Here is a 13,593-nt window from a genome sequence, read left to right as displayed (position 1 = left end):
GGTCGGGCGCGCCTGAAAGACCGAGGTGTCTGCTTCGCGAGCAGGCTCGCTCCCACAGTGGAGCGGCGGTGTTCATGCGGGAGCGGGCTTGCTCGCGAATGAGTGCGAAGCATTCGCCTGACTTATGCATCAATCACCTCCAGCAAAATCCGCCCACTGGAGCACGTAGCCGTCTCATTGCGATAGGCGAAATACAACTTGCTGCGCACCGGATCGAAGCGCAGGTGCAATTGGACTTCATCGCCCGGGCGCACCAGTTGCTGGAATTTCAGCACTTCCATGCCCGCGAATTTTCCCGGCAGGCTCATCAGTTGCTGGCCAAGCTGCAGCGCCCATTCCACCTGCACCACGCCGGGCAATACCGGCGCCTGAGGGAAATGGCCGCTGAAGTACGCCAGGTCCGGTGGCACCGCCAGTTGCAGGCTCCATTCGCCCTCGGTTTCGATCTGTTCGAGGATCTCCGGGGCCTTGGGCCTTGGCGACAGCAGCAACGCTTCCACATCGGCCTGGGGCAATTTGCCTTGGGCGTTCAGCGGCAGTTGCCGTAGCAAACGCCAACGGCGCGGCAGGGCCAAGGCTTCGCAATGCTGGCTCAGGTGCTGGCGCAGTTCCTGGGTAAGCGTGCGCCGCCCCTGATTGCGCAAGGCATGCAGTCCAGACTCGCTCAATACCAGCAGCGCACCCAGCGAGGCGCGATTTTCCTGGACCACGCCGAGGCGCGCTTCGGCGACCCATTCGTGATCCGTCAATGCGTGTTCAAGCATCGGCAGCGAAATACGTTTTTCTTCCAGTTTGACGATCCGGTCCAGCCGCCCGAGCAATTCGAAGCGGCCATCGACGGCGATCCGCGCCGCATCCGCGGTGTGCTCGACGTGACCGGGCGGCAGATACGGCGAAGCGACGAGCAGCGCGCCGTCGCTGTCCTGGCTCAATTCGACACCGGCAAAGGCTTGCCAGAGTTCGTGACCCTGACGCCAGGCAATACCCCCGGTTTCCGAACTGCCGAGGATCTCTGTCGGCCATTGTTGCAGCCGTTGCTGCAGGCTTTGCGCAGCCTCGGCCGGCAAGGCGCCGCCCGAGGAAAACACCCGGCGAACCGCGCTCAAGGCCGGCCAATCGAGGTTGTCGCCCATGCGCTTGAGCAGTGCCGGGCTGGCGACCCAGGCAAACACCGGGTGCTCGCGGCTGGCGCGCTGCAAGTCTTCGGGAAACGCCAGTTGCCTGCGCACGAACGGGCGTCCGGCGCACAGCGGCCACAACACCCGAAACAGCAGGCCGTAGATGTGTTGGGTGGCGACGCTGCCGATCACGCAAGCCTGATCCAGGTCGGCGCCCCACAACTGTTCCAGTGCCTCGACCTCATTGGCCAATTGGCGCAGGTTTTTTTCGATGCGCTTGGGTTCGCCACTGGAGCCGGACGTGCACAGGCTCAACGTGCAGCGATGCAGATCCAGCGCGGCAGGGTTCAACGGCGTGTGGCGGTAGTCGTTCAGGTGCGCGTCATCGACCTGGTCGGTCAGCCACAGATCGACCTCGCCCGACCAGCGCTGACGGGTTTGCGCTTGCAGGTCCGCGGGCAGCAGCACGCTGACCCCGGCACGCCAGGCGCCCAGCAGCGCGATCGCCAGGTCGGCAGCGTCTTCAAGGTGCACGGCGATGCGCTGCACGCCTTGGGCTTGCAGGCCGGCGGCCAGGCTCAGGGCCTGTTCGCACAATTGAGCGTGAGTCAGCACCGGCCCGGCCGTGACGGCGCGTTCCGGTTGCGTCTTGAGCAATAGCTGCTCAAGTTTTATCCAATTCATGGGTGGCCTCGTACCCGTTGTCGTATGAGCCATTCAATGGCAAACATCAGGCCGATCAACCCGTAGGAGATCAGGCCGGTGTACAACATCCACCAACTCAGCGGCGCCCAGAGGGTCAGGGCTGCGGCGCACAAACCGTTGCAGAGAAAAAACACGCACCAGGCAACGGTCACCTGACGGGTGTATCGAATCGCCTTGGGCGGCAAGCGCGGTTCACGCAGGCGGGCCAGGCGTTCGATCATCGGCGGGCCATATTTCAGGCTCAACCCGAACAGCACCAGCATGAAGCCGCTGATGAGCACCGGGTACCAGCGCAGCATCGCGGGGCTGTCGAACAGCGCCAGCAACAGGCAGAACCCGATCGCGACGATTGCCATCCACAGGCTCCCGGGCCGGCGCACGCCACTCAGCGCCCGCGCCAGCCACAGGCTGCCCAGCAGCAGGCCGAACTGCCACGGCGCGAAATGCTCCATGCCGAAATACACCGCGAAGGGGTACAGCAGGCCCGCCAGCAGCAGGCCAAGGCCGATCACTCGGCTCATGCGGCCGGTTGAACCAGACGGTAGACCGCCTCGACCACGTCGCTGACGGTACGCACCGATTTGAATTCCTCGGCGGCGATTTTCTTGCCGGTCTGGCGCTTGATGTGGTCGATCAGGTCGACCGCGTCAATGCTGTCGATTTCCAGGTCCTGGTACAGGTTGGAGTCGAGGCTCACACGTTCAGGGTCCAGTTCGAAGAGTTCGACCAAGGCATCGCGCAGGGTGTTGAAAATATCTTCACGAGTTTGCATGGTCCGGTCTCAAGCTGCCTGTTTTGCGGTGACGAACGCCGCAAGGCTCGCCACGTTGCTGAAGTGATTGCGGGTGTCTTTGGCGTCGGCGTCGATCTTGATGCCGTATTTTTTCTGGATCGCCAGGCCGAGCTCCAGGGCGTCGACGGAATCCAGGCCCAAGCCTTCGCCAAACAGCGTCTGATCGTCGCCGATGTCCTGGGCACTGATGTCTTCAAGGCCGAGGGCTTCGATGATCAGTTCTTTGATTTCGTGCTTGAGGCTAAGCGTGTGCAGATCGCTCATCTTCGGCGAGCTCCTTAATAAAGTAGTGATGCAGGTAATCATTGAGCTTGCGCGAGGCCTGAGGGGCGGGCCCTTGCGCGGCGAAGGCCTGTGGGTCTATATCGGCCCCAACGCGGAAACTGAAGTGCACGCGGCGTTTGGGGATGCGATACCAGGGTTCGGCCTTGGTCAATGTGGTCGGACTGACCTTGATGACTACCGGGGTGAGGATTTTCGCACCGCGCAGTGCGATCGACGCGGCACCCCGATGAAAGGAGGGCGCTTCGCCGGGCTGGGTGCGGGTGCCTTCGGGAAAAATGATCAGGGTCTGGCCGCCTTTCAACGCGTCGGCCGCGGCGTCGAGCATGTCCATGCTGCCGTCGTTGCTGATGTAATCGGTGCGGCGTAGTGGGCCGCGGGTAAACGGGTTTTCCCAAAGGCTGCTCTTCACCACGCAGTTGGCGTGGCGCACCAGGCCGATCAGGAACACCACGTCAATCAGCGACGGGTGATTGGCGATGATCATCTGTCCGGGCCGGCCGAGTTTCTCCGCGCCCTGTATGTCGTAGGTCAGCACGCCGGTGCGCGCCATGAACCGAACGAAAAACCAGAAACAGCGACTGACGGTTTGCCGCGCCCGGAGCCGGTGGGTTTGCGCAGTGCCGGGCAGGCAGCTCAGCACCGGGAAAATCACCAGGCGCAGGCACAGCCCGCCCACCCCGAAGAGCGCAAAGCTTGCGGCAGTGGCCAGCAAACGCCAGTAATAGGCGTCGCGGTTTTTGTCAGTTACGGGTTGCGTTGCCAGGTCCATACACGATTTTTCCAGGCATGTTGGCAGGTGGTCTGCTGGCCGAGCAGGGTACGCAAGAGATTCAGGGCATGGGGCCAGTGGGTCTTGGACAACTCTTCCGAAGCGCTGTTCAGGGACAGCTGCCAGTCATTGCCGGGCGTTAGCAACAAACCCACCGCGTAAGGAAAGGGGACGTCGTCGATCCAGGTTGAGTACGCTTCGGGCGGTTGCTCTTCGGCGACTACCAGCAGGACCGCGGGCGCACCTTCGGCCAGTAACGCCGCAGCCTCTAGCATGCCGTGTTCAAGGCCATCGCCGGCCGCGGCGAGGGCCGTCATTTCGCTGGTTTCGCCGCGCATGATCGACCACAGGCCGATGACCGCGTTATGGACTGACAGGCTGAACTGGGTCGGCGACAGCGGCTGATCGGCGGCCAGGTCGCTGAGAATTTCGAAGGTGCGCGGGGTTTCGCCGTGGCGAGAAATAAAGACCAACGGTAGGTCAGGGCGACCATCGGCCAATGGCCAGCCGACGCTGAACGCCATCCGCGCCAGGCGACTGAGCCGCCGCCGTTGCATGGCCGGCAGAAACGAGACGTCGGGGGCGGCATCGCTGGTCTGCGGCGCGACCGGTTGTCGGCTCCAGGCCTGCCAATCGTCCACGCTTTCGAGCCCAGGGGCCCACGCGCGCCATTGGGCGATGTTGAAGTTGATCACAGGCATTCATCCCGCCCCTGCGGGCTTTTTTGACGCGACAAGTGGAAAAGCAGCGGTTCACCTGACGTGACGCTGAGCGCCGAGTGGCGCGCATTATCCCGGTGCGGCGAGCGTGTAGCAAATACTGGATACCTTTTGCGCAACGAAATGTACCCATTGGATAGTGGCTAGCTGTCGTTTGGCCATTATCCACATTGGGACGGGTCTGTCAGTCGGCTGCGGGAGCCGGTTTCTGGATGAGATTTCCACTTTTTCAGTGAGCCTTCACTCGTGACTGTGTAGTCCCTTTACCGGCGAGGTAGCTAAGCGACGCCGTGGACTACTACACTCGGTCATTCTTTGATACACGGAGGTTTTGACATGCGGCGCGTGGTGTTCAATCAGAAAGGCGGCGTAGGCAAGTCCAGCATTGCCTGCAATCTGGCGGCGGTCAGTGCCAGCGAGGGCTATCGCACCCTGCTGGTGGATCTCGATGCCCAAGCCAACTCCACCCAGTACCTCACCGGGCTTACCGGTAATGATATTCCGATGGGCATTGCCGACTTCTTCAAGCAGACCCTGTCTTCGGGGCCGTTCTCGAAAAAAAATCAGGTCGATATCTACGAAACCCCGTTCGATAACCTCCACGTCATCACTGCGACCGCTGAATTGGCCGATTTGCAGCCCAAGCTGGAGGCGAAACACAAGATCAACAAGTTGCGCAAACTGCTCGAGGAGCTCGATGGTGATTATGACCGGATCTACCTCGATACCCCGCCAGCACTGAATTTTTATGCGGTATCTGCGTTGATCGCCGCTGATCGCGTGCTGATCCCCTTTGACTGCGACAGTTTCTCGCGCCAGGCACTGTACGGCCTGCTGGCGGAAATCGAAGAGTTGAAGGATGACCATAACGAAGGGCTGGAAGTTGAAGGCATCGTGGTCAATCAGTTCCAGGCCCGCGCCAGCCTGCCCCAGCAGATCCTCGACGAGTTGATCGCCGAAGGGTTGCCGGTGCTGCCGGTGTACCTGGGCAGTTCGGTGCGTATGCGCGAATCCCACCAGGCCAACACGCCGCTAATCCATCTTGATCCGCGGCACAAGCTGACTCAGCAGTTTGTCGAGCTGCATAACCTGCTGGAAAACGCCTGAACATTACGCTCACCCAGTGTAGGAGCGAGCTTGCTCGCGATAGCGCTAGATCAACCAGCGCAGAGGCTGAATATCAGCCCCCATCGCGAGCAAGCTCGCTCCTGCAGTAGGTTCGCGCCGTCAGACCCCCTGGCTGCGCAACCAACTCATCAACTGCGGCAACGGCAACGCACCACTCTGCCGCGCCACTTCCCGACCGTTCTTGAACAGAATCAGGCTCGGAATCGAGCGAATCCCCAACTGCGCCGATAGCGGCTGGTTGGCTTCGCTGTCGAGCTTGGCCAGCCGACATTTACCCGCCAACTGCCCCGCCGCCTGCTCGAATACCGGCGCAAAGGACTTGCACGGCCCGCACCAGTCCGCCCACACGTCCACCAGCAACGGCAGATCGCCTTTGATCTGGCTGGCGTAATCACCTTGCTTCAGCTCGAAAGGCTTGCTCAGCAAGACCTCGGCCTTGCAACGCCCGCATTTCGGGTGGTCGCCGAGGCGTTCAGCCGGAATGCGGTTGAGGCCGTTGCAGTGGGGGCAGGGGATGAGGAGTGAGTCGGTCATGATTGGGCTCTGAAAAAGTGCGGTTGCCCTTGATCTGGAGTTTGCCGCATCGTTTATCAAGTACAAAAGGGTCAACGGCAGCGGCGCATGTAGTAAACACTCACATTTTTCCGGCTTTCCATCGCTGGTCGGTAGCTACGCTGAAAGCAACTTCAAAATGACTCTATTTTTATGAGGCTTTCGCTTTTGTCTTCAATCGCGTGCTACTTTTGTTGCACATATCGAGAAATCGATACCTCTCATTTATCGGATAGGAGTAATCCCATGTCCGTGACTTCCAAAATTCGCCGTCAAGGTGGCGCTGCGGTGATCACTCTCCCGCCCACCTTGCTGAAACTCCTGCACTTGGAGGTGGGAGCGCAATTGGAGCTGAACGTGGTCAACGGGGAGTTGATTGCTCGCCCCGTGACGCAGCCGCGTAAAAAGCGTTACAGCCTTGCGGAGTTGCTTGAAGGTTCCGAAGAACTGGCTGAACTGAACGCGCAGACAGCCTCCGCGCGTGATGGGGATCCAGTCGGTCGGGAGCTGGGTTGATGGTTCGTCGTCGTGCTCCGCAGCGGGGCGATGTCTATTGGATTGATCCCAATCCGGTTTCGGGTCGAGAAGTGATGAATCGCCATCGTTACGTCGTGATAACACCCGGAGAAATCAACGTTCTGGGCGTCAGCATGACCGTGCCGGTGACCAGCGGAGGAGGTTTCTGCCGAAGCTCTGGAATGGCCGTCATAGTCTCCGGTCACGAAACGAACGGGGTTGCAGTGTGTAACCAGGTGCGCAGTTTTGACATCGAGCAACGTGTCGCTGATGGCTCCGCCGAATTCGTTGAACGGCTGGATGACATCACGATGGCAGACATTGTTGCTCGTGTCGTCAGTGTTATTGATCCATTGGATTGACCCGCCTCACGACGAACAACTGATCTCCAGATGCTTGCCCCACTCCGGCGGACGCTCGGCATAACGCTCCATCCCCGGCTGTTCCTCGAACGGCTTGCTCAGCACCGCATGCAGGCGGCGGACCTCTGAGTAATCGCCGCTTTCTGCCGCATCAATGGCTTTTTGCGCCAGGTAGTTGCGCAGGATGTAGAGCGGATTGACCGCATGCATCCGTTGGCGGCGCTGTTCCTGGTTGTGTTCGCCATCACGACCCACCCGGGCGACGTAAAGCTCGGCCCAGGCATCGAAGCCCTTGATATCAACAAAGTCATCGCGCAGGCGGGCGACGGCCAAATCAGGTGATTGATCGCCGAGACGGCGGAAGAACAGGGTGTAGTCGACGCCGCTGTTCTGCATCAGTTGCAGCAGGTGCTCCAGCAGTTTCTGGTCGTCGTCTTCGGCGGTGGTGAAGCCCAGGCGGCGGCGCATCAGGTCCAGGTAATGGGCCTGGAACAGCGGCAAGTACAGGCCCAGTGTTTCGCGCAGGGCCTCGACGCTGATGAAGGGTGTCAATGCCTGGGCCAGCGCACTGAGGTTCCACTGGCCGATGGGCACCTGGTTGCTGAAGGAATAACGGCCCTGGTCATCGGAGTGGTTGCAGATGAAGTCGGCGTCGAAATCGTCGAGGAACGCGAACGGGCCAAAATCGAAGGTGATGCCCAGAATCGACATGTTGTCAGTGTTCATCACGCCGTGGCAGAAACCATAGGCCTGCCACTTGGCGATCAGCTCGGCATTGCGTTCGACGATCTCGCGGAACATCGCCAGGTACGGTTCCGGCTGTTCGAGGCATTCCGGGAAGTGCATCGCGAGCACGTGGTCGCCGAGCACTTTCTGCTGCTCGGGGCGCTTGGTGTAATAGAAGTATTCGAAGTGCCCGAAGCGCACGTGGCTGGGTGCCAGGCGCAGGACCATGGCTGCGCGTTCCTGTTTTTCGCGCCACACCGGGGTGTCGGAGCCGATCACGCACAGCGCGCGGGTGGTCGGGATGTTCAGCGCCGATAGCGCTTCGGAGGCGAGAAACTCGCGAATCGACGAACGCAGCACTGCGCGTCCGTCACCCATGCGCGAGAAAGGCGTCTGACCCGCGCCTTTGAGGTGCAAGTCCCAGTGTTCGCCGGCCTCGTTGTATACCTCGCCCAGCAACAGGCCACGGCCGTCGCCCAGCTGCGGGTTGTAGGAACCGAACTGATGACCGGAATAGATCATCGCCCTCGGCACCGCGTCGGCCCAGAGCTTGTGGCCGCTGAACAGCTCGGCGAACTCCGGGGTCTCGGCCACGGCCGGGTCGAGGTCGAGCAGCGCCATGGCGGCGGGGCTTGCGACCACAAGGCGCGGATTGTCGATGGGCTCGGGTAGCACGTGGGCGGAGAACGTATCGCCCAGGCGATCGAAGCGGTTATCGAAGGTCAGTTCGTCGAGGGCTTTCACCGGCCATCTCCAGCAGAATGTCCGAGCATTCTGCTAGGGATAGGGCGGTTAGTCGAGCTTGGCGGGCGGCGGCTCTTGCAGCGGTTTGTCGTCAGCCACCGGCACGATGGTTTTGGTCTCCGGCTCGATCGGCACCATTTTGTATTCCTGGCCGTGGAGATTCTTGAGGTAGACCTCCATCTGCCGGAACGAAATATTGATGTGCTGCTTCTTGAACTCGCGGTTGATGAAGCGGTTGACCTCATCGAGTACCGGGTTGCGGTCACCGAGGTCGCGCACGTGCATGCGCAACTCGTGGTCGAGGGTGCTTTCGCCAAAGTTGAGGAAGTACACGTGGGGTTCCGGGTCCTTCAGCACCCGCGGGTTATCCCGAGCCGCCTTCAGCAGCAGTTCTTTGACCAGGTCCAGGTCCGAACCGTAATCGACGCCGAGCTTGAGGGTCACGCGGGTGATGGTGTCGGTCAGCGACCAGTTGATCAGTTGCCCGGTGATGAACGTTTTGTTCGGGACGATGATGTCCTTGCGGTCGAAGTCGGTGATGGTCGTGGCGCGGATGCGGATCTTGCTCACCGTGCCCGACAGGTTGCCGATGGTGATGGTGTCACCGATGCGCACCGGGCGTTCGAACAGGATCATGATGCCGGAGATGAAGTTCGCAAAGATCTCCTGCATCCCGAAGCCGAGGCCGACCGAGAGCGCCGCCACCAGCCATTGCAACTTGTCCCAGCTCACGCCGAGGGTCGACAGGGTCGAGACGAAACCGACGCCGGCGATCACATACGACAGCAACGTGGTCGTGGCATAGGCACTGCCCTGGGCCAGGTTCAGCTTCGAGAGCACCAGCACTTCCAGCAGGCCCGGCAAGTTGCGCGCGAGGGCGAAGGTGATGCCGATGATGATCAGCGCACCGAGCATGTCGCCGATGCTAATCGGCACCATGCTCATGTTGGCGCCGGTGCCGCTGGTGTATTCGTAGAGCGTGATGTTGTCCAGGTACGAGAACACCGAGATCAGGTCCGACCAGACCCAGTACAGCGCCGCCATGAATCCGCCGAGCAAAGCCAGGCGAATCAGGCGCAGGGACTGTTCGTTGACCTTTTCGATGTCCAGGGTCGGTTCTTCGATCACCGCTTCGCCGTCGCCGGCTTCTTTGGCGGCCTGACGTTTGGCCAGTGCGCGCTGATAGGCCAGGCGCCGTGCCGCCACGCTGAGGCCACGGACGAAGGTGGCTTCGATCACCAGCCAGAACATCAGCAGGTACAGGGTATTGATCAAGCGGTCGCTGAGCTTCAGCGCGGTGTAGTAGTAGCCGAAGCAAACGGCGACGAACAGCGCGATCGGCAGGGCGGTGAACAGGATCCCCACGGCCTTGCGGAACAGTGAGGCATTCTGGTGAGTCGGGCTGCTGATCAGCAGGCGGCTGAGCAACCAGGCCATCAGCGCGTAACAGGTCAGCACCACCGGCATGCCGAGTACATCATCGGCCAGTGCGGCCGGTTGCAGTTCGGCGACGGCCACTACGGCGACCAGCGCCATCACCACCAGGCCGAGTCGACGGACCCAGCCCTGGAGGAATTCGACCTGGGGTTTTTCCCAGCGGAAATGCAGTTCGGCCACGCCGCCCGGCGCGAGGATCCGGTAGGCGGTGTAGAACACCAGCCAGGCCTGGCCCATTTGAAGCAGCGCCGAACCCATGTTGGCGTTCTGCCCGCGGGCGTCGATCTGCAAGGCCAGGCCGCACAGGGCCAGGCCCAGCGCTACCGGCATCGCCAGCAGAATATTGATCAGAATCGCCTGCGGCGTGTGCAGCTGGCTGTCACGCTTGAAGTGGCCGATATCCTGGTGAACCTTGTTCAGTCGGGCATACAGGCTTTTACGTCGCCACAGCAGGGCGCCGATCAGCAGCACCAGCGGCAGGAACAACAACGGTCGTTGGGTCAGGCCGTCTATCAATTCACTCACGCTGGACTTCAGCGGCAAGGTCGCCACCTGGCGCTGCAGGCGCTCGGGCACGCCGCGCATCCATTCCGGGTCCAGCGGCTTGTTGCTCGGGATCCAGAACATCTGCTCATCGAGCGTCGCCCGCAGGCTTTGCGCGGTGCTGAGCAATTGCTTCTGATTGAGCTGCAGGGTGATCGATTCGTTGAGCACCGCGCTGAGTTCGCGGTTCAGCCGCTCCAGCAGATCGGCGCGGGTCGTGGCCAGCTCCAGCAGGCTCTTGCGCAATTGCGGAGTGACTTGATCGGGCGGCTGGGTCGACAGCAGGTTATCGACATAGGTGGCCGGGTTGCTGAGCAATTCCCGTTGCTGGCTGACTTCGAACTGATACAGGCGAATGTCAGCGATCTGATCCGCCAGGTCGCGGTCGAGCTTGAGGCGCGGCAGGCCCTGCTTCTGTTTGTAGAGAATCTTCGACAGCAGCAGGCTGCCCTTGAGCACGTTGATTTGCTCGTCCAGGGCCGAATCGCTTTGGGTCACATTGTCCAGTTGCTGTTTGGTTTGCAGGTTCTGCTGGGTGACGACGTTCAAGCGGTCGGTGCTTTTGAGCAGGTAGTCGGAGAGTTTCAGGTTGGCCGCGCTTTCGGCGGCCAGCAGGGCGCTGCTCCCGGATTTCTGCGCTTCGATGGACTGCTGCGTCACGGTTTCCTGAGACTGGGCCAGACGCTTCTGGTTGATCAGGGTCTGCAGCTCCTGGATTTCATGGTCCAGACGGTCGGATTTTTCGCTCAGCAAATCGTGCTGGCTGTTGCCCAGGTCCTGCAGTTGGCTGTTGCCGGCCAGTTCCTGGCGGCGCAGCGGGATCAACGCATTGAGTGCCGCCAGCTCCGCATTGAGCAGGTCGCGTTGTTCGCCGCTCAGGGTCTTGCCGTTGTCTTTACCGGCCTTGAGGATGTTGTTGATCTGCTGGATACGCGTCTGGCTGCTGGAGATTTCGGCTTGCGCGCGCTCGGGTCGGGTCTGGGCGGTGATGACCAGGCTGTTCGCGTCAGACAGGGCCTTTTGCAGATCGCTTTGCTGGGTCGAGCGCTCGGTGAGCATCTGCTCCAGCTGCTGAATCGACTCTTTGGTATAGCGCTGCGCGACGGGCGTTACGCTGGTGGCCTTGAGGCGGGCCAACTCACGCTGGTTATCGATATTCTGCTTGGGCGCGGTGGCGAGTTGCTGCTTGAGATCGGCCAGTTTTTGTTCGTAGTCGCGCTGGTTGTTGAGTTGAGTCAGCGTGTTTTGCAGGATGGTCTGCAATGCTTTTTGATCGGCTTCCGGCAGTTTGCGCTCGGCAATCTTGTCCAGGTTGGCCTGCACGGCTTCGCTGGACGGCGGTTCGGCCGCTTGCAACGTGCCGACAGAAAGACTCAAGCCCAGCAGGGCCATGATGAAAAAGGTGCGCAGGGTTGACATATTGACCGATCGAAAACGAGGCGAAGTATGGAGTTTAGAGGAAGAGTCCCGGACCCGGGCGACTTCCTTCGGGGAATCTGACGCCCACTTTGCCGATCTTGTTCCCGTCCATGACCGCGACGGTCCAGATGGTGTTGTTCCATTCCACCTGGTCACCGACGACGGGTGCGCCACCGACTTTCTGGGCAATGAAACGGGCCAGGGACATGTCCGGATCGATGCCTTCGACCTTCAACCCGTACAGGGCAGCAACCGCGGCCAGCTGGGCATCTCCTTCGAGGACGAAGTCGCCGAAGAAGCGCAAATCCAGACCCCGTTGCGGTGCCTGGCTGAACAGTTTTCCGAGGGCCGGAAGGTTGTGTTCGTGGCCGATGACGCACAGCAAATCATCGACTTCCAGCACCGTACTACCCGACGGGTGGAGCAGTTGCTGCCCCCGAAACAGTGCCGCGATCCGGGTGCCTTCAGGCATTTTCAGTTCGCGAAGCGGGGAGCCGATGCACCATTTCTCGGCGCCGAGGCGATAAACGAACAACTCCCACTCGCTGGTGACGTGGACTTCCAGGGCGGCGCGGGAGATCGGTGCCGGCTCCGGCGGAACCGTCACCTTCAACAGTTTCGCCACCCACGGCAGGCTCGTGCCCTGCACCAACAGCGAGACCAGCACGATAAAGAAGGCGAGGTTGAAATAGAGCTGAGCGTTGGGCAGCCCGGCCATCAGTGGGAACACCGCCAAAATGATCGGCACCGCGCCGCGCAGGCCGACCCAGGAAATAAAGGCTTTTTCGCGGCCATGGAAGGCCTTGAACGGCAGCAGGCCGACCATCACCGACAGCGGCCGGGCAAACAGAATCATCCACAGCGCCAGGCCCAGCGCGGGCAGGGCGATCGGCAACAAATCGTGTGGCGTGACCAGCAGCCCAAGCACCAGGAACATACCGATCTGCGCCAGCCATGCCATGCCGTCGAGCATGTGCAGGATGCCGTGACGGCTGCGAACCGGGCGGTTGCCGATCACCAGACCGCACAGGTACACCGCGAGGAAGCCGCTGCCGTGCAAGGCGTTGGTCAGGGCGAACACCACCAGTCCGCCGGCAATCACCAGGATCGGATAGAGGCCGGTGGCCAGGTTGATCCGGTTGACCAGCTGTAACATCAGCCAGCCGCCGCCCAGACCGATCACACCACCGATGCCGAACTCGCGCACCAGATGCCCCAGCAGGCTCCAGTGCAGGCCGGTTTCGCCGCTGGCGAGCATGTCAATCAGGGTGACGGTGAGGAACACCGCCATCGGATCGTTGCTGCCGGATTCGATCTCGAGGCTGGCGGTGACCCGTTCGTTCAGGCCTTTGCCGCCGAGCAGCGAGAACACCGCCGCGGCGTCCGTGGAGCCGACGATGGCGCCGATCAGCAGGCCTTGGATCAGGTTAAGGTTGAACAGCCACGCCGCCGCCATACCGGTCAGCCCGGTGGTGATCAGGACGCCGACCGTGGCCAGCGACAGCGCCGGCCATAACGCCACGCGGAAACTGGAAACCCGCGTGCGCAAACCGCCGTCGAGCAAAATCACCGCCAACGCCAGGTTGCCGACCAGATAGGCCGTCGGGTAGTTATCGAAAATAATGCCGCCGCCGTCGACGCCGGCCGCCATGCCCACGGCCAGGATAATCACCAGAATCGGAATGCCGAGGCGGGACGAAAGTGAGCTCACCAGAATGCTCGCACCTACCAGCAACGCGCCGATCAAGAACAGGCTGTTGATGGTTGTCGCATTCAA

Annotated in this window: 13 protein-coding genes; 3 read left to right on the top strand and 10 right to left on the bottom strand. The window is 61.2% G+C overall.

All coding sequences use genetic code 11. The features are described 5' to 3' along the window. Nucleotides 1–122 precede the first annotated feature (122 nt). From NTD84_RS04745 to NTD84_RS04720, 6 genes are read right to left on the bottom strand one after another with little or no spacing between them, the layout of a single operon-like run. On the bottom strand, nucleotides 123–1,802 hold the full coding sequence (locus NTD84_RS04745) for an acyl-CoA synthetase family protein (protein ID WP_262163850.1): 1,680 nt from the start codon (nucleotides 1,800–1,802) through the stop codon (nucleotides 123–125). Further along, nucleotides 1,799–2,344 (bottom strand): hypothetical protein, encoded by a 546-nt coding sequence (locus NTD84_RS04740; RefSeq protein WP_262163849.1) that lies wholly within the window; start codon nucleotides 2,342–2,344, stop codon nucleotides 1,799–1,801. Before NTD84_RS04740 ends, NTD84_RS04745 begins: the two co-directional genes overlap by 4 nt. Next, nucleotides 2,341–2,595 (bottom strand): acyl carrier protein, encoded by a 255-nt coding sequence (locus tag NTD84_RS04735; protein WP_262163848.1) that lies wholly within the window; start codon nucleotides 2,593–2,595, stop codon nucleotides 2,341–2,343. The genes NTD84_RS04740 and NTD84_RS04735 overlap by 4 nt, the downstream gene beginning before the upstream one ends. A 9-nt stretch (nucleotides 2,596–2,604) precedes the next feature. Further along, on the bottom strand, nucleotides 2,605–2,880 hold the full coding sequence (locus NTD84_RS04730) for a phosphopantetheine-binding protein (protein WP_262163847.1): 276 nt from the start codon (nucleotides 2,878–2,880) through the stop codon (nucleotides 2,605–2,607). After that, a complete protein-coding gene (locus NTD84_RS04725; RefSeq protein WP_262163846.1) occupies nucleotides 2,858–3,670 on the bottom strand; it encodes a lysophospholipid acyltransferase family protein in 813 nt (270 codons plus the stop codon). The genes NTD84_RS04730 and NTD84_RS04725 overlap by 23 nt, the downstream gene beginning before the upstream one ends. Continuing rightward, a complete protein-coding gene (locus NTD84_RS04720) occupies nucleotides 3,646–4,371 on the bottom strand; it encodes a beta-ketoacyl synthase chain length factor (protein ID WP_262163845.1) in 726 nt (241 codons plus the stop codon). Before NTD84_RS04720 ends, NTD84_RS04725 begins: the two co-directional genes overlap by 25 nt. A 354-nt stretch (nucleotides 4,372–4,725) precedes the next feature. Here NTD84_RS04720 and NTD84_RS04715 point away from each other — a divergent pair, with 354 nt between their 5' ends. Further along, entirely contained in the window at nucleotides 4,726–5,496 is a 771-nt protein-coding gene (locus tag NTD84_RS04715; protein ID WP_262163844.1) for a ParA family protein, read from the top strand. A 120-nt stretch (nucleotides 5,497–5,616) separates the two neighbouring features. Here NTD84_RS04715 and trxC read toward each other — a convergent pair whose 3' ends face one another. Further along, a complete protein-coding gene (gene trxC, locus NTD84_RS04710) occupies nucleotides 5,617–6,051 on the bottom strand; it encodes a thioredoxin TrxC (protein ID WP_262163843.1) in 435 nt (144 codons plus the stop codon). A 264-nt stretch (nucleotides 6,052–6,315) separates the two neighbouring features. On the opposite strand from trxC, the gene NTD84_RS04705 reads away from it, so the two are divergent. Then, nucleotides 6,316–6,585, top strand: coding sequence for an AbrB/MazE/SpoVT family DNA-binding domain-containing protein (locus tag NTD84_RS04705; protein WP_262163842.1), 270 nt, complete (start codon nucleotides 6,316–6,318; stop codon nucleotides 6,583–6,585). Then, on the top strand, nucleotides 6,585–6,947 hold the full coding sequence (locus NTD84_RS04700) for a type II toxin-antitoxin system PemK/MazF family toxin (protein WP_262163841.1): 363 nt from the start codon (nucleotides 6,585–6,587) through the stop codon (nucleotides 6,945–6,947). The genes NTD84_RS04705 and NTD84_RS04700 overlap by 1 nt, the downstream gene beginning before the upstream one ends. A gap of 6 nt (nucleotides 6,948–6,953) precedes the next feature. On the opposite strand, the gene selO is transcribed toward NTD84_RS04700, so the two are convergent. The 3 genes from selO to NTD84_RS04685 are packed head-to-tail and all read right to left on the bottom strand — an operon-like array spanning nucleotide 6,954 to nucleotide 13,593. Then, nucleotides 6,954–8,417 (bottom strand): protein adenylyltransferase SelO, encoded by a 1,464-nt coding sequence (selO, locus tag NTD84_RS04695; RefSeq protein WP_262163840.1) that lies wholly within the window; start codon nucleotides 8,415–8,417, stop codon nucleotides 6,954–6,956. Nucleotides 8,418–8,465: 48 nt separating this feature from the next. Beyond that, entirely contained in the window at nucleotides 8,466–11,816 is a 3,351-nt protein-coding gene (gene mscK, locus NTD84_RS04690) for a mechanosensitive channel MscK (protein WP_262163839.1), read from the bottom strand. A 34-nt stretch (nucleotides 11,817–11,850) separates the two neighbouring features. Then, nucleotides 11,851–13,593 (bottom strand): potassium/proton antiporter, encoded by a 1,743-nt coding sequence (locus NTD84_RS04685; protein ID WP_262163838.1) that lies wholly within the window; start codon nucleotides 13,591–13,593, stop codon nucleotides 11,851–11,853.

Source organism: Pseudomonas sp. 14P_8.1_Bac3 (genome assembly GCF_025466085.1).
GTDB lineage: Bacteria > Pseudomonadota > Gammaproteobacteria > Pseudomonadales > Pseudomonadaceae > Aquipseudomonas.
This window is presented reverse-complemented; position numbering and strand designations above follow the sequence as displayed.

Bases quoted from the DNA above. Each gene is read 5' to 3' on its own strand.
- trxC (WP_262163843.1), bottom strand. From the start codon at position 6,051: ATGACCGACTCACTCCTCATCCCCTGCCCCCACTGCAACGGCCTCAAC.
- NTD84_RS04715 (WP_262163844.1), top strand. From the start codon at position 4,726: ATGCGGCGCGTGGTGTTCAATCAGAAAGGCGGCGTAGGCAAGTCCAGC.
- NTD84_RS04745 (WP_262163850.1), bottom strand. From the start codon at position 1,802: ATGAATTGGATAAAACTTGAGCAGCTATTGCTCAAGACGCAACCGGAA.
- NTD84_RS04720 (WP_262163845.1), bottom strand. From the start codon at position 4,371: ATGCCTGTGATCAACTTCAACATCGCCCAATGGCGCGCGTGGGCCCCT.
- NTD84_RS04740 (WP_262163849.1), bottom strand. From the start codon at position 2,344: ATGAGCCGAGTGATCGGCCTTGGCCTGCTGCTGGCGGGCCTGCTGTAC.
- NTD84_RS04730 (WP_262163847.1), bottom strand. From the start codon at position 2,880: ATGAGCGATCTGCACACGCTTAGCCTCAAGCACGAAATCAAAGAACTG.
- NTD84_RS04735 (WP_262163848.1), bottom strand. From the start codon at position 2,595: ATGCAAACTCGTGAAGATATTTTCAACACCCTGCGCGATGCCTTGGTC.
- NTD84_RS04725 (WP_262163846.1), bottom strand. From the start codon at position 3,670: ATGGACCTGGCAACGCAACCCGTAACTGACAAAAACCGCGACGCCTAT.
- NTD84_RS04700 (WP_262163841.1), top strand. From the start codon at position 6,585: ATGGTTCGTCGTCGTGCTCCGCAGCGGGGCGATGTCTATTGGATTGAT.
- mscK (WP_262163839.1), bottom strand. From the start codon at position 11,816: ATGTCAACCCTGCGCACCTTTTTCATCATGGCCCTGCTGGGCTTGAGT.
- NTD84_RS04705 (WP_262163842.1), top strand. From the start codon at position 6,316: ATGTCCGTGACTTCCAAAATTCGCCGTCAAGGTGGCGCTGCGGTGATC.